21 protein-coding genes, 1 pseudogene and 1 riboswitch are annotated in these 21693 nt (G+C 63.7%); of the genes and pseudogenes, 17 read left to right on the top strand and 5 right to left on the bottom strand.

The genetic code is table 11. The features are described 5' to 3' along the window. Nucleotides 1-4: 4 nt before the first annotated feature. Entirely contained in the window at nt 5-646 is a 642-nt protein-coding gene (locus tag DTX69_RS04760) for a GNAT family N-acetyltransferase (RefSeq protein ID WP_119300445.1), read from the top strand. 33 nt (nt 647-679) lie between these two features. After that, nucleotides 680-1936: a hypothetical protein gene (locus DTX69_RS04755; RefSeq protein WP_119300348.1), complete on the top strand. Its 1257-nt coding sequence runs from the start codon at nt 680-682 to the stop codon at nt 1934-1936. A gap of 41 nt (nt 1937-1977) precedes the next feature. Here the strand turns inward: DTX69_RS04755 and DTX69_RS04750 are convergent, their stop codons facing one another. After that, a complete protein-coding gene (locus DTX69_RS04750; protein ID WP_119300347.1) occupies nt 1978-2553 on the bottom strand; it encodes a YqgE/AlgH family protein in 576 nt (191 codons plus the stop codon). 162 nt (nt 2554-2715) lie between these two features. Between DTX69_RS04750 and DTX69_RS04745 the strand changes: the two genes are divergently transcribed. The 3 genes from DTX69_RS04745 (at nt 2716) to DTX69_RS04735 (ending at nt 5688) form a co-directional block, all read left to right on the top strand. Then, a complete protein-coding gene (locus tag DTX69_RS04745) occupies nt 2716-4626 on the top strand; it encodes a protein-disulfide reductase DsbD family protein (RefSeq protein WP_284735543.1) in 1911 nt (636 codons plus the stop codon). 116 nt (nt 4627-4742) lie between these two features. Continuing rightward, a complete protein-coding gene (locus DTX69_RS04740; RefSeq protein WP_119300443.1) occupies nt 4743-5225 on the top strand; it encodes a peroxiredoxin in 483 nt (160 codons plus the stop codon). 76 nt (nt 5226-5301) lie between these two features. Then, nucleotides 5302-5688 carry a RidA family protein gene (locus tag DTX69_RS04735; RefSeq protein WP_119300346.1) on the top strand — a complete coding sequence of 129 codons (387 nt, stop codon included), beginning with the start codon at nt 5302-5304 and terminating at the stop codon, nt 5686-5688. A 201-nt stretch (nt 5689-5889) separates the two neighbouring features. On the opposite strand, the gene rnhA is transcribed toward DTX69_RS04735, so the two are convergent. Genes rnhA through ispH form a run of 3 tightly spaced genes read right to left on the bottom strand, consistent with a single transcriptional unit; the run spans nt 5890 to nt 8300 of the window. Then, nucleotides 5890-6357: a ribonuclease HI gene (rnhA, locus tag DTX69_RS04730; RefSeq protein ID WP_119300345.1), complete on the bottom strand. Its 468-nt coding sequence runs from the start codon at nt 6355-6357 to the stop codon at nt 5890-5892. After that, entirely contained in the window at nt 6357-7316 is a 960-nt protein-coding gene (locus tag DTX69_RS04725) for a homoserine kinase (protein WP_119300344.1), read from the bottom strand. The genes rnhA and DTX69_RS04725 overlap by 1 nt, the downstream gene beginning before the upstream one ends. A 27-nt stretch (nt 7317-7343) precedes the next feature. Further along, complete coding sequence (gene ispH, locus DTX69_RS04720; RefSeq protein ID WP_119300343.1) at nt 7344-8300, bottom strand: 4-hydroxy-3-methylbut-2-enyl diphosphate reductase; 957 nt, start codon at nt 8298-8300, stop codon at nt 7344-7346. A gap of 178 nt (nt 8301-8478) precedes the next feature. Between ispH and DTX69_RS04715 the strand changes: the two genes are divergently transcribed. The 8 genes and pseudogenes from DTX69_RS04715 to DTX69_RS04680 all read left to right on the top strand — a co-directional run bounded on the left by DTX69_RS04715 (nt 8479) and on the right by DTX69_RS04680 (nt 16246). Beyond that, nucleotides 8479-8721 carry a CDGSH iron-sulfur domain-containing protein gene (locus DTX69_RS04715; RefSeq protein WP_119300342.1) on the top strand — a complete coding sequence of 81 codons (243 nt, stop codon included), beginning with the start codon at nt 8479-8481 and terminating at the stop codon, nt 8719-8721. Nucleotides 8722-8752: 31 nt separating this feature from the next. Then, complete coding sequence (locus DTX69_RS04710; protein ID WP_119300341.1) at nt 8753-9328, top strand: hypothetical protein; 576 nt, start codon at nt 8753-8755, stop codon at nt 9326-9328. A gap of 225 nt (nt 9329-9553) precedes the next feature. Beyond that, nucleotides 9554-9967, top strand: coding sequence for an ArsR/SmtB family transcription factor (locus DTX69_RS04705; RefSeq protein WP_119300340.1), 414 nt, complete (start codon nt 9554-9556; stop codon nt 9965-9967). A 55-nt stretch (nt 9968-10022) separates the two neighbouring features. After that, the gene (locus DTX69_RS04700) at nt 10023-10724 is read left to right on the top strand and encodes a DUF899 domain-containing protein (RefSeq protein ID WP_119300339.1); all 702 of its coding nucleotides are present in this window, start codon (nt 10023-10025) and stop codon (nt 10722-10724) included. A gap of 18 nt (nt 10725-10742) precedes the next feature. Beyond that, complete coding sequence (locus DTX69_RS04695) at nt 10743-11315, top strand: DUF899 family protein (RefSeq protein WP_119300338.1); 573 nt, start codon at nt 10743-10745, stop codon at nt 11313-11315. Between the two features lie 311 nt (nt 11316-11626). Then, nucleotides 11627-14275, top strand: a pseudogene (gene mprF, locus DTX69_RS04690) (bifunctional lysylphosphatidylglycerol flippase/synthetase MprF); the annotation flags it as partial. 52 nt (nt 14276-14327) lie between these two features. After that, entirely contained in the window at nt 14328-14828 is a 501-nt protein-coding gene (locus tag DTX69_RS04685) for a DUF1003 domain-containing protein (RefSeq protein WP_119300337.1), read from the top strand. Further along, on the top strand, nt 14825-16246 hold the full coding sequence (locus DTX69_RS04680; RefSeq protein WP_119300336.1) for an AcvB/VirJ family lysyl-phosphatidylglycerol hydrolase: 1422 nt from the start codon (nt 14825-14827) through the stop codon (nt 16244-16246). Before DTX69_RS04685 ends, DTX69_RS04680 begins: the two co-directional genes overlap by 4 nt. 23 nt (nt 16247-16269) lie before the next feature. On the opposite strand, the gene DTX69_RS04675 is transcribed toward DTX69_RS04680, so the two are convergent. Beyond that, nucleotides 16270-16752, bottom strand: coding sequence for a DUF2267 domain-containing protein (locus DTX69_RS04675; RefSeq protein ID WP_119300335.1), 483 nt, complete (start codon nt 16750-16752; stop codon nt 16270-16272). Nucleotides 16753-16953: 201 nt separating this feature from the next. Next, nucleotides 16954-17059, top strand: a riboswitch (glycine riboswitch). A 173-nt stretch (nt 17060-17232) separates the two neighbouring features. Between DTX69_RS04675 and gcvT the strand changes: the two genes are divergently transcribed. From gcvT to gcvPB, 4 genes are read left to right on the top strand one after another with little or no spacing between them, the layout of a single operon-like run. Then, the gene (gene gcvT, locus DTX69_RS04670) at nt 17233-18372 is read left to right on the top strand and encodes a glycine cleavage system aminomethyltransferase GcvT (RefSeq protein ID WP_119300334.1); all 1140 of its coding nucleotides are present in this window, start codon (nt 17233-17235) and stop codon (nt 18370-18372) included. A gap of 19 nt (nt 18373-18391) precedes the next feature. Next, nucleotides 18392-18769, top strand: coding sequence for a glycine cleavage system protein GcvH (gene gcvH, locus DTX69_RS04665; protein WP_119300333.1), 378 nt, complete (start codon nt 18392-18394; stop codon nt 18767-18769). After that, nucleotides 18769-20115: an aminomethyl-transferring glycine dehydrogenase subunit GcvPA gene (gene gcvPA / locus DTX69_RS04660; RefSeq protein WP_119300332.1), complete on the top strand. Its 1347-nt coding sequence runs from the start codon at nt 18769-18771 to the stop codon at nt 20113-20115. The genes gcvH and gcvPA overlap by 1 nt, the downstream gene beginning before the upstream one ends. Then, nucleotides 20112-21641 carry an aminomethyl-transferring glycine dehydrogenase subunit GcvPB gene (gene gcvPB / locus DTX69_RS04655; protein ID WP_119300331.1) on the top strand — a complete coding sequence of 510 codons (1530 nt, stop codon included), beginning with the start codon at nt 20112-20114 and terminating at the stop codon, nt 21639-21641. Before gcvPA ends, gcvPB begins: the two co-directional genes overlap by 4 nt. Nucleotides 21642-21693: the final 52 nt, after the last annotated feature.

The following is a 21693-nucleotide window of genomic DNA, read 5'->3' as shown; positions in this document are numbered from 1 at the left end:
GCGCATGTTCGACCTTGGACCCAGCTATGTGCCGCTGCCGCCGGAGCTAGCGGATGCGAAGGTGCGCCTGCGCCCCCCGCGCTTTGCCGATTACCGTGCCTGGCAGGCGCTGCGCGAGCAGAGCCGCGATTTCCTCGAGCCATGGGAGCCGGTGTGGGAAAGCGACATGCTGACCCGCACCGCGTATCGCAAGCGCGTGCGGCTCACCGTGCGCGACTGGCGCGATGATCGTGGCTACGGCTTCCACATCTTCCGCACCTCGGACAATGCGCTGGTCGGCGGTGTCAACCTCACCGGCGTGCGCCGGCGCGCCGCGCAATATGCCAGCCTCGGCTATTGGATGGGCGAGCCCTACGCCAACTCGGGCCTGATGTCGGCGGCCCTGCGATTGCTGTTGCCGGCGGCGTTCCAGGAATTCGGCTTGCACCGCGTCGAGGCCGCCTGCATTCCGGAAAACGTGCCGAGCCGCGCCCTGCTCGACAAGTTCGGCTTCCGTACCGTCGGTCTCGCGCGCCAATATCTGCGCATCAACGGCGCTTGGCGCGACCACATCCTGCACGAGCTGCAGCTCGACGACCTGATGGCCTCGCGTGGCATGCTGGGCAACGCCGCGCCCCGGCCGCGCCTGGTGGATCGCAGGGCTTAGCGACGCACCTATTGGACGACAGGGATATCGACCATGATCTTGGGTGTTCGGCTCATCGCGTCCGTTCTGTTCTCTGCGCTCTGGCTTTCCGCGGGTTCGGCTGCGGAGTCGCCGGCCCGACAGGTGGCGGCGCGTGCTTGTGACTCGCTGCTGGCGCGCGTGAACGCGACGCCCGGCACCGAGCCGCTGTTTCTGCAAAGCTACGATTCTTCTGCCGACGTGAGCAGCGAGAGTGGGCCGACGCTCCCTGGCGCCTATACCTACGACAACGCGCTTGCTGTGATCGCGCTCGTCGCCTGTGGTCACCGCGATGCCGCGCTGCGGGTCGCGGATGCGCTGCTGGCGGCGAGCGAACGTGATCGCAGCGGCGCGACCGGTCGCATCCGCAACGCGTACCGCCCTGGTCCGATCACGGAGCGGCCGGTTCTGCCCATGGGCTGGTGGAGCGATCAGGAAGGCCGCTGGGCTGAAGACCCGTATCAAGTCGGCACGGCCACCGGCAACGTCGCGTGGGCTGCGCTCGCCCTGCTGACCATGGCGGAGCAGACGCAGGATGATCGCTATCGCGCGGCGGCTGCACGGCTGGCGCGTTGGGCCGTAAACACCACTCTGGATCCACGCCGGCCCGCCGGCTTCGACGGCGGCATCTACGGCTATGACGACACGCCGGAGCGGCTCACCTGGAAGTCGACGGAGCACAATACCGATCTGGCAGCAGTGTTCGAGTGGTTGGCACGCCTGGAGCCCGGCGGGTACTGGCAACGCAACGCCGAAACCGCGCGTGCCTTCGTTGCCGCGCAGTGGGATCAGGCCAGCGGCCATTTCTGGGTCGGCACCACGCCCGACGGCGTCACGCCGAACCGCGGCAATGCGGGGCTCGATGCGCAGCTCTGGCCGCCCCTGTTGTCCGATGCGCCGGAGGCCTGGTCTGCATCGATGCGCTACGTCGAGCAGCATCATGCCGTTTCCGGCGGATTCGATTTCAATGACGATCGCGATGGAATCTGGTGGGAGGGGACGGCGCAGGCCGCTTTGACCTATCGTGCGCTGGGGCAGACGCAAGAAGCCGACCGTCTGCTATCGAAACTCAACGGCCAGTTCAGCCCTGACGGGTTCATCTGGGCGTCCAGCAAGGTGCGATTGACGACCGGGTTGGGACTGTCACCGGCCAGTACATTCGATGATTTCTACTATTACCGTTTGCCGCACTTGGCGCCCACCGCCTGGACTGCACTGGCGGCAATCGGCTGGAACCCGTTCACAGGTGCGCGTGTGGACGCTCGTCGCTGATTGCCGCGACATGGAGCTGAGGCGTGTCGCGCTGTCGCGCGTTACGCGTTTCCGATATCGCCGGAGAGCAGGCGGAAGTCGATGCCGATCTTCTCGATGCTGCGCTCCCACTTATCGGTCAGCTTGTCGTCGAAGATCAGCTCTTCGTCCGCCGGGACACACAGCCACGCATTGGCCTGAATCTCCGAATCGAGCTGCCCTGGTCCCCAGCCGGCATAGCCGAGCGCGAGCAGGCTGCGCTTCGGGCCCTGGCCTGCGGCAATATCGCGCAGGATGTCGAGCGTGGCGGTGAGGCCGACCTCCTCGCCGATCGCGAGGGTCGCATCGTCGTGGTAGTCGGCGCTGTGCAGCACGAAGCCGCGGCCGGTCTCGACCGGTCCGCCGTTCCGGATGCGGATATGCTCGCTCGTCGGGCTCGACGGAATGCCGAGTTGCTCCAGCAGGTCCGGGAAGGACAGGGAACCAACCAGACGGTTGATCACAAGACCCATGGCACCATCACTGGTGTGAGCGCACATATAGATCACGGTGCGGGTGAAACGCGGGTCACGCATGGTGGGCATCGCCACCAGCAGCTGGCCGGTGATGAAACCCTGATGTATCAATCTCTTGCCCATGGCTCTCACCTAGGGTTGGTTTGATCCGCCAGCAAGGTCGCCATCAGCACAATTTTGTGACTGATGCCGGTCTGCCCTCAACGTATTATCGCCCTAGTTGGTTGGCAAATGATGAATCGCCGGAAATCGATTGGCTGCATCATCCGATTGGCGGTGTTCTGCATGTTGGCAGCCGTCGGCTCGATTCCGCATGTCTATGCGAATAATGAGCCCGCCAGTCGATTGTTCCAGACACCGCAATCCAGCGCCCAACTGCTCTCGGCGGTGGAGGGCACCGGCGACCTCACGTCCGTTCCCCTGGCGCTGCATATTGTCTTGCATCCTGGCTGGAAGACGTATTGGCGCGCGCCCGGCGATGCCGGCTATCCGCCGCAGGTCGATGTTGCGGGGTCGGACAATGTGGCGGACGCGCAACTGATGTGGCCGGTCCCGCATCGCTTCGAGCTGTTCGGCTTGCAGACCTTTGGCTATGGCGAGGAAGTTGCCTTCCCGCTGATGGTGACGCCGGAAGTTCCCGGTGAACCCATCTCCCTCAAGGCGAAGATCCGCTATCTGGTGTGCGAGCAGATCTGCGTGCCGCAGGAAGGAGATCTCGCGCTCGATCTGCCGGGCGGCGCGGCGGACCCCAGTCGGTTTGCCCCACTCGTCAACCGGTTCGCCTCGCTGGTGCCCAAGAGCGGCGAGCGGCTAGGCTGGTCGGTCGACCAGGTCGCCGTGGACCAGCAGAGCCAGCTTGTCATCGACGTGAAGAGCACGGGCGAAGTGCTGAACAAGCCGGACGTGATCGTCGAAGGCGCGCCACACATCTATTTCGGCCCGCCCAAGGTGGAACTGTCGGCCGACCGTCAGAGCGCGCGCCTTTCCGTGCCGATGGAGCGGATCGGCAACGGACCTGATGTCGCCAACAGCGACCTCATCCTCACCGTGTTCGACGGCGATCGCGGCATGGAGCTGACGGCACGCCCGACCGCGATCGTCTCTGCCGCATCGATTTCGTCCTGGATGTCGATCTTGCCCATTCTCGGCATTGCGCTGCTGGGCGGCCTCATCCTCAACGTCATGCCCTGCGTGCTGCCGGTGCTGGCGCTGAAGCTGACCGGCGTGCTGGATGCCGCCGGCCGCGAGCTCATGCACCTGCGCGGCGCGTTCCTGTGGACGTCTGCCGGCATCGTCACGTCCTTCCTGGTGCTGGCGGGCGGGCTCATCGCCGTGAAGGCGGGAGGCGCCAGCGTCGGCTGGGGAATCCAGTTTCAGCAGCCGGCCTTCCTCGCCCTGATGGCGATCGTGTGCCTGCTGTTCGCGGCGAACATTTGGGGCCTGTTCCAGATTCCGATGCCGGCTTTCGTCGGCCGTGTCGCGGTTGCGAGCGAAGCGCGGGTCGGCAACGATCATGCCAAGTCGTTCTTCACGGGCGTGCTGGCGACTGCGCTCGCGACACCGTGCTCCGCGCCCTTCGTGGGAACAGCGGTCGGTTTCGCTTTGTCGCGCGGCCCCGGCGAAATCCTTGGCATCTTCCTGGCGCTTGGGCTCGGTCTTGCCCTGCCGTATCTCGCGGTTGCCGCAGCGCCCCGCCTGGTAACGTTCCTGCCGCGCCCGGGTCGCTGGATGCGCTGGCTCAAAGGCCTGCTGGGGCTGAGCCTGGTCGGCACTGCGATCTGGCTCATGTCGATCATCGGCACTCAGACCGGCTTCCTCAGCGTGGGCGCGGCGGTCCGCGGTGGGTCCGACTGGATTGCGTTCGATGAAGCGGCGATCCCGGATCTCGTCGCGCAGGACAAGGTTGTCTTCGTCGATGTGACGGCGGATTGGTGCATCACCTGTCAGGCCAACAAGAAGCTGGTGATCGACCGGGACCCGGTCGCCGACCGCCTGCAGCAGGACAATGTGGTCGCGATGCGCGCCGACTGGACCAACCCCGATCCGAAGATCGCCGACTTCCTCGGCCGTCACGGCCGATACGGCATTCCCTTCAACATCGTGTATGGGCCAGGGGCGCCGGCCGGCATCGCGCTGCCCGAATTGCTGACGACCGAGACGGTGACGAACGCGCTGGATCGGGCCGGAAAACGCTGAGTCCGGGCGGGAAATTCCCGCACGAAGAATGTCGTCTTATGCCGCTTGAGAGCGGCGGCGACGCGGCCTATCCTCACCCCCGCACTGTCACCGGGAGAAGCAGAAAGGACACAAAAATGAGTATCAAAGTCGGGGACAAGATCCCCTCTGTTTCCTTGAAATATATGGACAAGGACGGCATCCAGACGGTGAAGACGGACGATCTCTTGAAGGGCAAGAAGGTCGTGCTGTTCGCTCTGCCCGGTGCCTTCACGCCCACCTGCTCGGCCAAGCACCTGCCGGGCTTCGTGCAGCATGCCGAGGCGATCAGGAAAAAGGGCGTCGACCAGATCGTCTGCCTGTCCGTCAACGATGCGTTCGTGATGGATGCCTGGGGCAAGGCGCAGAGTGTCGGCGACAAGGTGCTGATGCTGGCGGACGGCAACGCGGATTTCTCCAAGGCGGTCGGCCTCACCATGGACGGCACCAATTACGGCATGGGCACCCGCGCCTGCCGCTATGCCATGGTGGTCGATGACGGCACCGTGAAGGCGCTGAACGTCGAGGCGCCGGGAGCGTTTGAAGTCTCCAGCGCCGAAGCGATCATGAAGGCGCTGTAGGCAAGAGCGGTCGCGAAAAGGAATCGGCGGCCGCGAGGCCGCCGATTTTTCGTGTACAGGTTCGGGAGGAAGCAACATGAAGATGATCGTCCGCAATCCGACGCACGGGATCTATCCGGCGACCAGCGACTATGTCCACGCGATGGAGGTGCAGGAGCCGACGCGGTTCCTCTATGTGGCCGGCACCATGGGCCTCGATGAGAAGGGTGTTGCCGGCAAGAGTCTGAGCGAGCAGCTCGACCTCATCTGGTCCAACATCCGCACCATCCTCGCCAGCGCGGACATGAGTGTCGACAACATCGTGCGTTTGACCAGCTACCTGCGCGATCCGGCGTATGCCGAGGAGAATGCCAAGGCGCGCGTGAAAGCGCTGAATGGCCGCATCATCCCCACCATCGGCATCGTCGCGCAGACCCTGTCGAGCGACTGGCTGGTGGAGATCGAAGTGGTCGCGGCGGCGTGAGAGAGATGCGGCGACGTCGCTGCCTACTCCTATCCCGGCCTTGAGCCGGGATCCATCGAGCAGCCGTACGAGTTGCTGAAAGCGCACGCAGTATAGGCAAGGGCCCCGTGCGACGGAAAAGTGGACCCGGCTCAAGGCCGGGGTGACGTGAGAATGGAAGCGAGAGCGGTGCTGGGTATCTGCGACCGGGCAGGGGGGCTCTCACATAATACTCGCATCACGCATCTGCCGGATTGCGAGCCTTGCCAGCTCATCCGCGCGCTCGTTTTCCTTGTGGCCGGAATGGCCCCTGACCCAGTGAAAATGCACGTCGTGGGTCTCGATCGCGTGCTCGAGGCGCTGCCAGAGATCGACGTTCTTGACCGGCTTCTTGTCGGCCGTCTTCCAGCCGCGCGCTTTCCAGCTGTGGATCCAGGTTGTGATGCCGTTGCGCAGATACTCGCTGTCGGTATGCAAGTGGATCTCGCAGGGCCGCTTCACCGCCTCGATCGCCATGATGGCGGCCATCAGCTCCATGCGGTTGTTGGTCGTCTCCGGCTCGCCGCCATTCATCTCCTTCTCGACGTTGCCGTAGCGCAATACCGCACCCCAGCCGCCCGGGCCGGGATTGCCGCTGCAGGCGCCGTCGGTGAAGATCTCGACGATCTTGGGGGATGCGTTCGTGCTCATCAGATGCCGTAGGCGGAGGCAGACTTGCACTGCTGATGGAAGGAGAGCTTGCGGCGATACTCCAGCGGATCCTTCGGCTGCACGAAGGCACCCGGCGGATGATTGAGCCAGTCATAGAGCCGCGTTAGCAGGAAGCGCAGGGCGGATCCGCGCGCCAGGGTCGGCAGCGCCGCGATCTCCGCCTCCGGGATCTTGCGATGGGAATCGTAAGCCCGCACCATCTTCTGCGCTTTGGTGACGTTGAAGGATCCGTCAATCTCGAAGCACCAGGCATTGATGCAGATGGCGAGATCGTAGGCCAGGAAATCGGTGCAGGCGAAATAGAAATCGATCAGGCCCGACAGCTTGTCGCCCAAGAAGAACACATTATCCGGAAAAAGATCGGCATGAATGACGCCGATCTCGAGCTCCTTGGGCCAATTGGCCTCGAGATGGCGCAGCTCCTCCGCGATCAGCTTGGCCAAGCCCGCTTCGACTTCGTCCGCGCGCGCCTCGGTCTTGGCCGCGAGCTCGCGCCAGCCGGCGAGCGACAGGTTGTTCGGCCGCTGCATCGCAAAGTCGCGGCCCTTCACATGCAAGTCCGCCAGCGCGGCGCCCAGCAGCTGGCAATGGCGCTCGTTCGGCCGGCGCGGCCACATGCCTTCCAGGAAGGTGCAGATCGCAGCGGGGCGACCGCATAGTTCGCGCAGGGCCTGCCCGTCCTTGCCGTTGAGCGGCGTCGGGCAGGTCAGCCCCTTGGATGCGAGATGCTGCATCAGGCCAAGGAAGAACGGCAGATCCTCGCGCTGCACGCGCCTCTCATAGAGCGTGAGGATGTAGCTGCCTTGTGTCGTGTGCAGCAGGTAATTGCTGTTCTCGACGCCCTCGGCGATGCCCTTGCAGGCCATCACCTCGCCGATCTCGTACTGCTCCACGAAGCCGCGGAGCTCGTTGTCGGGGACCTCGGTATAGACGGCCATCAGACGGTCATCATCAGGCGGCCACTTTCAGGCAGTCAGGGCGCGAGGAAGCTTGAAGTGGGTGGTCTCTTCGGTAACCGAGATCTCTTGGATCCGGGTGAGATAGCGCTGCCGGATGGCGGAGATCACTTCCTGCACCACCACTTCGGGTGCGGATGCGCCGGCGGTGATGCCGACGGTCTTCACGCCCTCGAACCAGCGCCAGTCGATCTCCGCCTCGCGTTGCACCAGATAGGCCTTGGGGCAGCCCGCGCCGCGCGCCACTTCCACCAGGCGCTGCGAGTTCGACGAATTGGGCGCGCCGATCACCAGCAGCAGATCCGATTTCGGCGCGATCACCTTGACCGCCGCTTGACGGTTCGTGGTGGCGTAGCAGATGTCTTCCTTGCGCGGGCCGTGGATCTTGGGAAAGCGGCGGCGCAGCACGTCGATGATGCCGATGGTGTCGTCGATCGACAGCGTCGTCTGCGTGATGTAGGCGAGCCGGTCGCCCAGGCTTGAACCGACGGGCGGCGCGATCACCTCCGCATCCTCCGCCGTTTCGACCAGCGTGACCGCGCCCTGCGGCAGCTGTCCGATGGTGCCGATCACCTCCGGATGGCCGGCATGGCCGATCAGGATGATGTGGCGGCCGGCGGCGAAATGCACCTCGGCCTCGCGATGCACCTTGCTGACCAGCGGGCAGGTGGCGTCGAGATAGAGCAGGTTGCGCCGCTCCGCATCCTCCGGTACCGACTTGGGCACGCCGTGGGCCGAGAACACGACCGGGTAGCGGCCTGGAATCTCCTCCAGGTCCTCGACGAACACCGCGCCCTTGCGCTCCAGCTCCTCGACCACGTGCCGGTTGTGGACAATCTCGTGCCGGACGTAAACCGGCGCGCCATAGCGCTCGAGGGCGCGCTCCACGATCTGGATGGCGCGGTCCACGCCGGCGCAGAAACCGCGCGGCGCCGCCAGCAGTAGGGTCAAGGCATCTTTGGGCATGGCTTCAGTCCGTCTCCGCTGCTCCAATAGCCCCTTTTCGGCCCCTCCGGCAACCGCCGATTTCCGCAGGCGCCGGGGGCGAAATAGCGCATCCGTCTTGTGCCGGCGCGGGGCCTTCCGCTAGACTCTAGCTTATTGATGCGGCGCGACCGAATTGCGCCGTCTTTGGGGATTTTGCATGGCCGAACCTACGATCGCGCAACGATCGCCTTTCCCATTCGAGGTGACGACCGGCAAGAGTTATTGGTGGTGCGCCTGTGGTCGGAGCAAGAACCAGCCTTTCTGCGACGGCTCCCACAAAGGCAGCGAATTTTCCCCCATCCAATATGACGCGACGGAGACAAAGACGGTGTTCTTCTGCGGCTGCAAGCATTCCGGCGGCAAGCCATTCTGCGACGGAACCCACTCCAAGCTGCCATGATTCCAGCCGGCTTTTTCCAGCAACGGATCCAATGATGCACCTTCCAATCACGTCGACCGGAGGCGCGCGGCGCGCATTCCGCATCCTGGCCGGCGCGGCCGCGCTGCTCCTCACCGGGTCCTGCGCCAGCGAGGAGAACATTGCCGCCTATCCCTGCCCCGTGGTCTCGCCGGTGCGCGAGCTCGCCTACATGACCAAGTTCCAGAGCGATAGCCAGGACCTATCCGACACCTTGTTCGAAGCGAAAATCGATCAGGTCCTGCCGGCCCGGAATTGCGTCTATGAGGAGACCAGCGACGGCAAGCGCGCCATCGTTTATGACATTCAGGTGAAGTTTCTCGCCCAGCGCGGCCCGAAGGACCGCGAAGGCACCGCCAAGTTCAACTACTTCATGGCCGTCACCGGTGCCGGCGGGCGGCCATTGACGCGAGAAGTGTTCGACACTCAGGTCTCCTTCGAGAACAACGCCACCCAGGGCATCGTTATCGAGGAGCTGCAGCCGCGCATCCCCCTGAAGCAGGGCGAGAACGGCGACTATTACCGCATCTATGTCGGCTTCATGCTGAGCGAAAAAGAACTCGCGTACAACCGCAAGAACCCGCGGTAGGTCTTCCCGCTCGCGAGCGAATAGCTCGTCTCCAAGCCAATCGTCCTTTTCGTCATCATCACCGGGCCGCAGCGAAGCTGCGAGACCCGGTGACCCAATTTCCTCCCCACAGTCTCGTCCAGACTTGGATCGCCGGGTCTTCGCCCGGCGATAACGGAAACATGTTTGCGCTGATAATCAACAAAGATGTTGACAATCAACTGATACGTTGATAATTATGACGCCATGAGCAATGCGGCAGTCCTGCGGGTCGTCGGCGAAAGCGAGGAGAGCGAGAGCGACATCCTCGATCGGGTATTCTTCGCGCTGTCGGATCCGGTCCGGCGCGCGATCCTGGAGCGGCTGGACCGCGAGCCGGCGCTGGTTTCGGAGCTGGCCGCGCCGTTCGACATCTCGCTGCAGGCGGTGTCGCGCCACATTCAGGTGCTGGTGCGCGCCGGATTGATTCAGCAGGAGCGCACCGGACGGATCAGCCGCTGCCGGCTGGAGGCCGGACCGGTGTTCAACGCGGCGGTGTGGATCAACCGCTACAGCAAATATTGGCAGGAGCAGTTCGATGTCCTGGCCGTCGCATTGACCGAGATGGAAGAGAACCGCGGCAGGAAGAAGCCGCGGGGCAGAAACAAAAAGCGTCGCTAGAACCCATCAACCATCACATGAGAAAGGTCATGTGCTGCTGTACGGAGGCCGTATTATGGATCAGCATCGAATCGTCTCGCAGGACCAGTGGATCGCAGCCCGCCGCGACTTCCTCGCCAAGGAGAAGGAGTTCACCCGATTGCGCGACGAGCTCAGCCGCCAGCGGCGCGAGCTCCCGTGGGAGAAGGTGGAGAAGACTTACAGCTTCGATGGCTCGAACGGCAAGGAAAGCCTGGGCGATCTGTTCGCGGGCAAGTCGCAGCTCATCGTCTATCACTTCATGTTCGACCCCGGCTGGGACGCCGGCTGCAAGAGCTGCTCCTTCTGGGCCGACAATTTCGAGCGTTTGCCGGTCCATCTGAAGCACCGCGACATCAGCTTGGTCGCGATCTCGCGTGCGCCACTCGCCAAGCTCCAGGCCTACCAGAAGCGGCTCGGCTGGACCTTCAAGTGGGTGTCCTCCGGCAGCAACGATTTCAACTACGATTACCGCGTCTCCTTCACGTCGGAGCAGCTTGAGGCGGGCGATCTGGATTACAATTACGGCAAGGTCAAGATGAAGGCGCCGGAGCTGCCCGGCATCAGCGTCTTCTACAAGGACAAGTCGGGCGCGATTTTCCACACCTATTCCTGCTATGCGCGCGGCCTCGATATGATGAACAATGCCTATCACTACATCGATCTGACGCCGAAAGGGCGGGACGAGGGCGAGGGCATCATGCGCTGGCTGCGGCGTAACGACGAGTACGAAGGCTGAGCATCTCAAGGTGTGGCCATGAAATACAAGCAAGCTTCGGAAAAGCTCGCGGGGTACCGCAAGAACATCGCTGAGCTGCGCGAGAAGATGCGCAAGACGCTGGCCGAGACCGAGCCGGAAGAGGTGCGCGACTACGAGTTCGCAGTTCCGGATGGAAAACGCAAGCTGTCGGACCTGTTCGGCAAGAGGGAAGAGCTCTTCATGATCCACAACATGGGCCGCCGATGCCCGTATTGCACGCTGTGGGCTGACGGGTTCAACGGTGTCTATCACCATCTCGCCGACCGCGCCTCCTTTGCGATATCGAGCCCCGACGCGCCGGGCGTGCAGCAGGAGTTCGCCGCCGCGCGTGGCTGGCGCTTCCCGATGGTGAGCCATCAGGGAACCAGCTTCGCCAGCGATATGGGCTACGGCTCCGAGGACAGCGGCTGGCAGCCCGGCATCTCCGTGCTCCGCCGCGAGAAGAAGCGGATCGTGCGGCTGTCAGACACAGGTTTCCACCCGCTCGATGACTTCAGCACGGTCTGGCACATCCTCGACCTGCTGCCCGAAGGTCCGGCTGGCTGGGCGCCGAGGTTCAAATACTCCTGACGGAACGCGCGTACACCGTCCGCGGTTGCGCTAGGGACCACCTTGGCCCGGCACTACCGAAATTGGACAAGATGCCGCCGATGTAAGATGTAGCCCGGCTTGGCCTCTCATCGTCGGGTCACCGCAGTTCAAATACTCATGGTCTTTTCCGGGCGGCCGCTGTCATGACGGCCGCCTGACGCATTTCGTTACAAAGTCGGTAGCGGCCGACATCCCACGCTTACAAGCGGCCGCGATAGTTCGCGCCTCAATCAGCCTATCCATGCTGGTCAGCCTCGCCACAGGCGAGCAAGGCCGCGGGATAACCATGGATGGAGGCCGACGTGATCAAGACCGAGTCCGCTTCGCTCGCCGCAGGTGAGCGGTCAGCGTCCCCCGGGACAATCGACGCGACATTTCAAGAACCACAGAAAACATCGCGCCGCTGGGTGGCCGTGGCGCTTGCCGGGAAGCTCGATCGGCTGCTGCGATGGGCGCCGGTTGTCCTGTTTGGCCTTGCCCTCGTGGTCGTCCAGCATGAGTTGAAGCACTGGCAGTTCACCGAACTGTCGCACAGCTGGCGCCATGTGCCTTGGCACCTCATCGCCGCTGCGATCCTGCTGACCGCACTGAACTACGGAATCCTAGCGGGCTATGATCTGCTGGCCCTGCGCTTCACCGGCCACCGCGTTCCGCTCTCAAGAATCCTGCTCACCTCCTTTATTGGCTATGGCATCAGCAACAATACCGGCCACGCCTGGGCGTCGGGCGGCTCGGTGCGTTACCGCTTCTACAACGATGCCGGCGTGCCTGGCCGGGATGTCGCCAAGATCTCGCTGTTCCTCGCGCTGACCTACATCATAGGGGTCCTGACGCTCGGGCTGATCGGAACCGCCTTGGCACCCGGCGCTGAGCGTAGCGCACTAGGCCATGCTAGCCTATTCAACCTCATGCTCGGCGGCAGCCTGGCCGCGTTGCTTGCCTATTGGGCGGTCATCTTCTGCTGGCGCAAGCCGCTGCGCGTGAAAGGCGTCGAGATCTCGCTGCCATCGCCGTCATTGGCACTAGGACAGACGATCGTATCCAGCCTCGACCTCATCGCGGCGTCGCTGGTGCTCTGGGTCTTCATCAAGGATGTGCCCGGCCTGTCTTTCTCGGCTTTCCTCTCGATCTACGCCATGGCGTCGCTGCTCGCTTTGGTCTCGCAGGTGCCCGGCGGCCTGGGCGTGTTCGAGGGCGCCTTTCTCTGGCTGGCAGGCCCCTCGTTCGCCGCGTCGCATCCGGCGATCGTCGCGGGCCTCGTGCTCTATCGCGTGATCTACTATTTCATTCCACTGGCGAGTGCGGGCCTGCTCCTGATCGCACACGATCTCTATGCCAATCGCGCTCGGTTCGCGAAGATCGGGCGCGTGGCCTCGCGGCTCGTTCCCGCGACCGTGCCCCAGGTTTTCTCGCTGCTGCTGTTCCTGACCGGCGGCGTGCTGCTGGCCTCCGGCGCGACGCCGACCTTGCCGGCCAACATCAAGTGGCTGCGCAGCGCGATCCCGCTGCCGCTGGTCGAGTTCTCGCACCTGACCGGCTCGCTGGTCGGAGTAGTACTGCTGTTCCTGGCGCGCGCGGTACTGCAACGCATCGACGCGGCCTGGTATGGAGCCCTGTCCCTGCTGGCGATCGGCATCGCGGCGTCGCTGCTCAAGGGCCTGGATTGGCAGGAGGCGCTCATCCTGGCCGTGATGTTCGGCGGCATCTACGCGTCGCGCCGCCACTTCTATCGCAAGTCCTCGCTGCTGCAGGAGCCGCTGAGCCCATCTTGGTTGGTCATGATCGCCGTGGTCATCGCCGGCACGACCTGGCTCGGTTTCTTCTCGTACAAACACATCGAGTATTCCCATGAGCTCTGGTGGCAGTTCTCCTACGGGAACGATGCGTCGCGCTTCCTGCGTTCGTTGATCGCCGTCGGCGTGCTGGTGATCGCGATGCTGATCCGCCACATGCTCGACGTGCGCCGGCCCGAGGCACTGTCCATCGCCCCGCCGGAGGAGCTGGATCAGGCGCTGCCCCTCATCCGCGGCGCCGAGGACACGCAGGGATTCCTGGCGCTGCTCGGCGACAAGGCCTTGTTCTGGTCTGACGATGGGCAGGCCTTCATCGCCTATGTCGCAACCAGGAACCACTGGATCGCCATGGGCGACCCGGTTGGCCTGGAAAGCTCCTTCGATGGGCTGCTGTGGCGGTTCCGGGAGGAGGCTGACCGCTACGGCGCAAAGGCCGTATTCTATCAGGTGGCGGAACGGCACTTGCCGCTTTATCTCGACCTCGGCCTGGTGCCTCTGAAGCTTGGGCAAGAGGCGCGCGTTCCGCTGCAGGGTTTCACGCTCGAAGGAAAGAAGCGGGAGAATCTGCGCCACGCCCGCAACAAGCTCACCAAGCAGGGCTTCGCGTTCAGGATCCTGGACGCATCCGAGGTCGCCGCTGTGATGCCGCGTCTCCGCCAGATCTCCGATTTTTGGCTCGCACACAAGAAGGCGCACGAGAAACGCTTCTCGCTCGGCTATTTCGATGAAGCCTACATCGTCCGCACGCGGGTCGCGGTCGTGACCGACGCCAGGGGTGTCATCATGGCCTTCGCCAATCTGTGGGAGGTCGAGGGCAGGGACGAGGTGTCGATCGACCTGATGCGTTACGATCCGGCCAGTGCGCGCGGCGTGATGGATCTTCTGTTCGCGGAACTGATGCTGTGGGGCCGCGACCAGGGCTATCGCTGGTTCAATCTTGGCATGGCGCCGCTCTCCGGCCTGGAACGCCGGCGGCTGGCACCCCTGTGGCACAAGGTCGGCACGGCCATCTTCGATCTGGGCGAGGAGTTCTACAATTTCGAAGGGCTCTATCAATACAAGGCCAAGTTCGATCCGGACTGGCGCCCGCGCTACCTGGCCTCGCCGCCGGGCCTATCCATTCCTCTCATCCTGCTGACGATCACGCGGCTGATCGCCGGCGCCCGTCGAATCCCCGCCATCACCGGAGTGCGCAAGCATGGACCAGAACGCCGACGCGCTTCTCGCGGAAGCGCCCGCAATCTCGGAAAAGGAAGCCCTCAAGCATCTGCGGAGGCGCAAGCCGGCCCGTCGCGTGGTGCCCCTGCACGGAATGACGCTGGGCGAGCGGGTCGCCGATTTGGTCGCGGCGGTCACCGGGTCGTGGACGTTCATCATCGTCCAGAGCGTGGTGCTCTTCCTGTGGATCGCGGTCAACGCGTACAGCGGGAAAGCGTGGGATCCTTATCCCTTCATCCTGCTCAATCTCCTGCTGTCCTTTCAGGCGGCCTACGCCGCGCCGATCATCATGATGGCGCAGAACCGGCAGGCGGATATCGACCGCAAGAAAGCTGAGAAGGATTACGACGTGAACCTCAAAGCCGAGCTCGAAATCGAGCTGCTGCATCAGAAGATGGATCTGATGCGCGAGCAGGAGATCAAGCGTCTGACCGAGCTGGTCGAAGAACTCATCGAGAAGAACCGAAAGGAACAGCCATGAACCGCCGAATCTTGTCCCTCTCCGCATTGCTGTTGCTAACCTGCGCCACGTCGGTGGTTGCGCACGCCAAGGGCGACACGGTCTCCTATGGTCCCTTCGGCGACGTGCACATCTATCGGCAGAGCGACAAGCCGCGCCACCTCGTCCTGTTCGTGTCCGGTGACGGCGGCTGGAACCAGGGCGTGGTGGACATGGCGAAGTCGCTCGCCGGCATGGATGCGCTGGTCGCGGGCATCGACATCACGCACTATCTCAAGGCGACGGCCGAGAGCGACAAGTCATGCACCTACAGCGCTGGCGACCTGCAGGGGCTCAGTCAAGCGCTGCAAGCGAAATTCGGCTATAACCATTACGTCGAGCCGGTGCTGGTCGGTTATTCCTCCGGTGCGACCATGGCCTATGCTTCGCTCGTCCAGGCTCCGCCGAGCACCTTTGCCGGCGCGATCTCCATGGGCTTCTGCCCCGACCTGTTGTCGCCGAAGCCGCTCTGCAACGGCAGCGGGCTCACGCACACGGAGGATCCGAAGCACAAGGGCACGTATGTCTACGGCAAGGCGCAATCGACACCGTCGCCCTGGATTGCCTTGCAGGGTGAGGTCGACCAGGTGTGCGACCCCAAGGCCACCAAGGCATTCGTGGACGGAATCGCCAACGCCAGCATCGTGACCTTGCCCGATGTCGGCCACGGCTTCTCCGTGGAGAAGAACTGGCTGCCGCAGTTCAAGGATGCGTTCCGGCGCATCGTCGACCGCAAGACAGCGGATGACGCCGTGAATCCCAAGCCGGATTCCCTGAGTGATCTGCCGCTGGTCGAGAACGGATTGTCCAATCCGAAAGGCAAGCCGTTCGCCATCATTGTGAGCGGCGATGGCGGCTGGGCGAACATCGACCGCGATGTGGGCGGCGCCATGAACAAGAGCGGCGTCAACGTGGTGGGGCTGAACTCGCTGCAATACTTCTGGTCGGAGAAGACACCGGAGCAGGCCTCACGTGATCTGGACCGCATCCTGCGCTGGTATGAGGCCGCATGGCAGCCCTCGCGCATCATGGTGATCGGCTATTCCTTGGGCGCCGACGTCCTGCCTTTCATGGTCAACAACCTGCCGGCGGACCAGCAGAGCCGGATCGGGACCGTCGCGATGCTGGGCGCAGGTCACGATGCCACGCTCGCCGTCCATGTCACGGACTGGCTCTTCTCCGGAAGCCACGACGGCGCGCTCCCGATCAAGCCGGAGGCCGAAAAGATCACTGCCGCCAATCGCATGTGCTTCTACGGCGAGGAGGAGGGTGCCGATAGCCTCTGCCCGACGCTGGATTCCTCCAAGTTCACCATCGTCAAGACCAAGGGCGGCCACCACTTTAACGGCGACTACAATTTGCTGGCGGACACCATCCTCAAGACGGCGTCGCGCCAGTAAATCGCGGCGGTTCGATGGGTTGCCTACAGCCCGCGTGCCGCTCTGCGCTTCGGCTGTTCACCCGTCGCGGTTTGTCCGTCGCCCTCCGGCCACATCTCGCGTACGTCTTCCGGCAGGGCGGCGCGCACCTTGTCGATCTGGCCTTTCGGGAGGTGATGGTTGAGGACGCGGAACACGCATTGTGCGGCCTGGTCGGGATTGACGGGACGGATGTTCTTCAGGTCGGCGTCGATGCTCTTCACGAACTCCTCGCGCGAGCGAGTGAGGCGCGGCTGCTCCGATGGCCGATAGCGGTCGTAATAGGCGCCGCGCACCACCAGCGGCAACTCCGCCGCCAGATGCGCGGCCAGATCCGGCTGCAGGCGGTCGCGCAGGGCGCGCAAGGTGGAGCCCAGCACATGCCAGGCGATCTGCTTATCGGGGCCGACCTCCTCGCAGATTTCATTGAGCCAAATGTGGGTGGTTTGCAGGCTCTTGTCGAACACGTCCAAGCCGGTGGCGCTCATGGATCAGCTCCGTCGCGAGTCGTTGAAAATATAATCTTCCAACAACGTGTCTCTACGAGCGTTGCCGCGCGTACTGCGACTCGGGGCCTGTGCATTTCGCCGGTGGTTTCGGCGATCCGCAGGCAAGCAATTTCGGTCGCAATTTCGCGATATTTGGCCGCTTGACGGCAAGCCTGCACGGAGCGATGCTCCGCCCGGTTTCGACCGATTGCGGGAGAGATCGTCCGGCGGCCAGAGTGACCGCCGGCCGGCGCCGAAGGAGCAACCGCCCCCGGAAACTCTCAGGCAAAAGGACCGCATCGGATAAAAACTCTGGAAAGCGGGCCGCCCCACACCTGGGCAGGTTCCCACCGAAGGAGTAGAGCCAATTCCCGTCGCATCTGTTCTTCGCGGCGGAAGTCGGTAAATCTCTCAGGTCCTCAGACAGAGGGGGGTTGTCAGATCGCGGAATGATCCGTGGTCGCAATCCGGAGGCTGTCTGTGGGCGCGAGTGAGAACACCGAAAACCTGAAGCGCACCCCGCTTTACGATCTTCATCTTGAGATGGGCGGCAAGATGGTGCCGTTCGCCGGCTATGAGATGCCGGTGCAATATCCCATGGGAATCCTGACCGAGCATCAGCACACGCGCAGCGGCGCCGGACTGTTCGACGTCTCGCACATGGGTCAGATCAAGTTGCGCGGCGAGAGCTACGCGCAGGTCGCGGCGGCTTTGGAGCGCCTGTGTCCCGCCGATTTCCTGGGTCTGGCACCCGGTCAGCAGCGCTATTCCTTCTTCATCAACAATGCGGGCGGCATCCTCGATGATCTGATGGTCACGCGTGCCGGCAACGGCGACGATAAGGATCACCTGCTCATGGTGGTTAACGCCGCGTGCAAGGAGCAGGACCTCTCCCACTTGCAGGCCAATCTTAACAATCGCTGCGAGGTCGAGCCGATGTTCGACCGTGGCCTGCTGGCACTCCAGGGACCGCGCGCCGCGGCGGCGATGCAGAAGATCGCGCCCGAAAGCGTGAATATGAAGTTCATGACCGGCCGGCCGCTCAATGTCGGCGGCACGGAGTGCTTCGTCACGCGCTCCGGCTATACCGGCGAGGATGGGTTCGAGATTTCGGTCGCACACGACCAGCTGGACAATGTCGCACGCAAGCTGCTGGGCGACATGGAAGTGAAGCCGATCGGGTTGGGCGCACGCGATTCGCTGCGGTTGGAGGCCGGTCTCTGCCTCTATGGCAACGACATCACCGAGACCACGACACCGGTAGAAGCAAGCCTGGTCTGGGCCATGCAGAAGAGAAGACGCGAGCAGGGCGGCTTCCCCGGCGCCGGCATCGTGCAGCGCCAGCTGGCCGAAGGGCCATCGCGCAAGCGCGTCGGCATCCTGCCGGAAGGCAGGGCGCCGGCCCGCGCGCACACCGAGATCGCCAATGAGCATGGCGAAGTGATCGGTGAAATCACCTCCGGCGGCTTCGGCCCGACGGTCGGTGGGCCGGTCGCCATGGGCTATGTGCGCGCCGATCTAGCAGCGATTGGTACAAGCGTGCAGTTGATGGTGCGGGGCAAGGCATTGCCGGCGAAGGTCGCCGGCATGCCTTTCGTGCCGCATCGCTATCACCGTTGACGAAGGGGAGACGAGGGAAATGAGCGAAGTTCGTTACAGCCAGGAACATGAATGGGTGAAGCTGGACGGTGACACTGCGACCATCGGCATCACCCACTACGCGCAGGAGCAGCTGGGCGACGTGGTGTTCGTCGAGCTGCCGGAGATCGGCAAGAAAGTGGAGAAGGGCAAGGAGCTCGCGATGGTCGAATCGGTCAAGGCCGCCAGCGAAGTCTATGCGCCCGTCTCCGGCGAAGTGATCGAGGTCAACAGCACGCTGACCGAGACCCCCGCGACCGTCAACGAAGACGCGCTGGGCAAGGGCTGGTTCGCCAAGCTGAAGGTCGCCGACAAGGGCCAGTTCGCAACCCTGATGGACGAGGCTGCGTACAACAAGTTTGTCGAGGGGCTGCACTGATGCGCTATCTCCCCCTGACCGAGGAGGACCGCCGCGCCATGCTGGCGGCGATCGGCGTTCAGTCGGTCGATGCGCTTTATAGCGACGTGCCGCAGACGGTGCACCTGACCAAGCCGGTCGATCTGCCGGGCTTCAAGAGCGAGCTCGAAGTGGAGCGCCATATCGGCGCGCTGGCCTCGAAGAATCTCGGCACCGGCTCCTGTCCGAGCTTTCTTGGCGCCGGTGCCTATCGCCACCACATTCCCGCGTCAGTCGATCACCTGATCCAGCGTGGCGAGTTCCTCACCTCTTATACGCCGTACCAACCGGAAGTCACGCAAGGCACGCTGCAATATCTGTTCGAGTTCCAGACCCAGGTGGCGCTGCTGACCGGCATGGATGTCGCCAACGCCTCCATGTATGACGGTGCGACCGCGACCTGCGAAGCGGTGACGATGGCGAATCGCGTCACGCGGCGCAGTCGTGCAGTGCTCTCCGGTGGGCTGCATCCGCACTATCGCGAAGTGATCGAGACTCACGGCAAGTTCACCGGCTTCGAGGTCACCGCGGCACCCGCTGATGCCAAAGGCGCTGAGGATCTTAGCCGGCTGATCGATGCCAAGACCTCGTGCGTGGTGGTGCAGAACCCCAGCTTCTTCGGCCACGTGCACGATCTCTCTGATCTGGCAAAGGTTTGCCACGATGCCGGCGCGCTGCTGGTCGTCGCGGTCACAGAGGTTGTGTCGCTCGGCCTTGTCACGCCGCCCGGCGAGATGGGTGCCGACATCGTGACGGCGGAGGGCCAGTCCCTGGGCGTGCCGCTCAGCTTCGGGGGCCCCTATGTTGGCCTGTTCGCCACTCGTGACAAGTTCATCCGTCAGATGCCGGGCCGTCTCACCGGCCAGACTGTCGATGTCGATGGCAAGCGCGGTTGGGTGCTGACGCTCTCGACGCGCGAGCAGCACATCCGGCGCGAGAAGGCGACCAGCAACATCTGCACCAATTCCGGGCTGTGCGCGCTGGCGTTCAACATTCATCTGACGCTGCTTGGCGAAGCGGGACTCACCAAGCTGGCGGAGCTCAATCATGCCACCGCGTCACGGCTCGCCGATCGCCTGAGTGCCATTCCGGGCGTGACGTTGTTTAACGAAACTTTGTTCAACGAATTCACCCTCGCGCTGCCGAAGCCGGCAACCGAGGTCGTCGAAGCGCTGGCCAGGAAGCGCATCCTAGGTGGCGTGCCGGTGTCGCGCCTCTATCCCGGCGACGCATCGCTCGCGAACCTACTGCTGGTTGCCGCGACCGAGACGGTGAGCGATGAGGACATCGCCGCCTATGAAGCTGCTCTCAAAGAGGTGCTGAGATGAGCGCGCCGACGCAAATCCAGAGCGAGCGCCGCGTGCTGCGCACGATCTCGGGCAACAAGGGCCTGCAGATCGAAGAGCCCTTGATCTTCGAGCAGGGCATGAAGGGCCGCAGCGGCGTCGACCTGCCTGCCGTCCCACCGCACAAGGACCGGCTTGGCGCCCTCAAGCGCAAGAGCGACATCGGCCTGCCGGGCCTCTCCGAGCCGCAAGTGGTGCGGCACTACACCAAGCTCAGCCAGAAGAACTACGCCATCGACATGGGCGTCTATCCGCTCGGCTCCTGCACCATGAAGCACAATCCGCGCCTCAACGAGAAGGTCGCGCGGCTGCCGGGGATCGGCGATCTCCATCCGATGCAGCCGATCTCGACCGTGCAGGGTGCCTTGGAGCTGATCGATCAGCTGGCACACTGGCTGAAGACCTTGACCAACATGCCGGCCGTCGCAATGTCGCCGGCTGCGGGCGCGCATGGCGAACTGTGCGGCATCATGACCATCCGCGCGGCGTTGCTGGCGAAAGGCGATGCGCGCAAGCGCATCCTGGTGCCGGAATCCGCCCACGGGACGAATCCCGCGACGGCGGCGGCCTGCGGATACGAGGTCGATCCGGTGCCGGCCGACGATCGTGGGCGCGTGGATCTCGCGGCCTTCAAGGCCAAGCTCGGCCCCGACGTCGCCGGCACCATGATCACCAACCCCAATACCTGCGGCCTGTTCGAGAACGACATCATCGACATCGCCGACGCGATCCACGAGATCGGCGGCTACTTCTATTGCGACGGCGCGAACTTCAACGCGATCGTCGGGCGCGTGCGGCCGGGCGACCTTGGCATCGACGCCATGCACATCAATTTGCACAAGACCTTCTCGACGCCCCATGGCGGCGGCGGTCCCGGCTCCGGTCCTGTGGTGCTGTCGGCCGCGCTCGCGCCTTATGCGCCGGTGCCCTACGTCGTGCACGGGGCGAACGGCTTCGATCTGGTCGAGAGGAACGGCAGCGCCTTCGGGCGCCTTAAGGGCTTCCACGGCCAGATGGGCATGTTCGTGCGCGCGCTCGCCTACATGATGAGCCACGGCTCGGATGGTCTGCGCCAGGCGTCAGGCGATGCGGTGCTCAACGCCAACTACATCCTCGCCGGCCTCAAGGACGAGATGACGCCTGCCTTCCCCGGCACCTGCATGCACGAGGCCTTGTTCAATGACGAGTTCCTCGATGGCACTGACGTGACCACGCTCGATTTCGCGAAGGCGATGATCGACGAGGGCTATCACCCGATGACCATGTATTTCCCGCTGGTGGTACACGGCGCGCTGCTGATGGAGCCGACCGAGACCGAAAGCAAGGACGGCCTCGACCGCTACATCGAGGTGGTGAAGGGCCTCGCGAAGCGCGCCAAAGCCGGCGATGCTGCCTATTTCAAAGGCGCGCCCTATCACACCCCGCGCCGCCGCCTCGACGAGACGCTCGCTGCCCGCCAGCCCGTCCTGCGCTGGAAGCCGGAAGCACCGAAGAAGGCGGCGGAGTAGCCATCAAGATCGCTCGGTTGGTGGTTCCTGACCGCCAACCAGCATCGTCTTA

The sequence above is a fragment of the Dongia deserti genome (genome assembly GCF_003574735.1).
GTDB classification, from domain to species: Bacteria; Pseudomonadota; Alphaproteobacteria; order Dongiales; family Dongiaceae; genus Dongia_A; species Dongia_A deserti.
The sequence above is the reverse complement of the archived record's forward strand: the minus strand, read 5'-3'. Positions and strand labels throughout refer to the sequence as shown.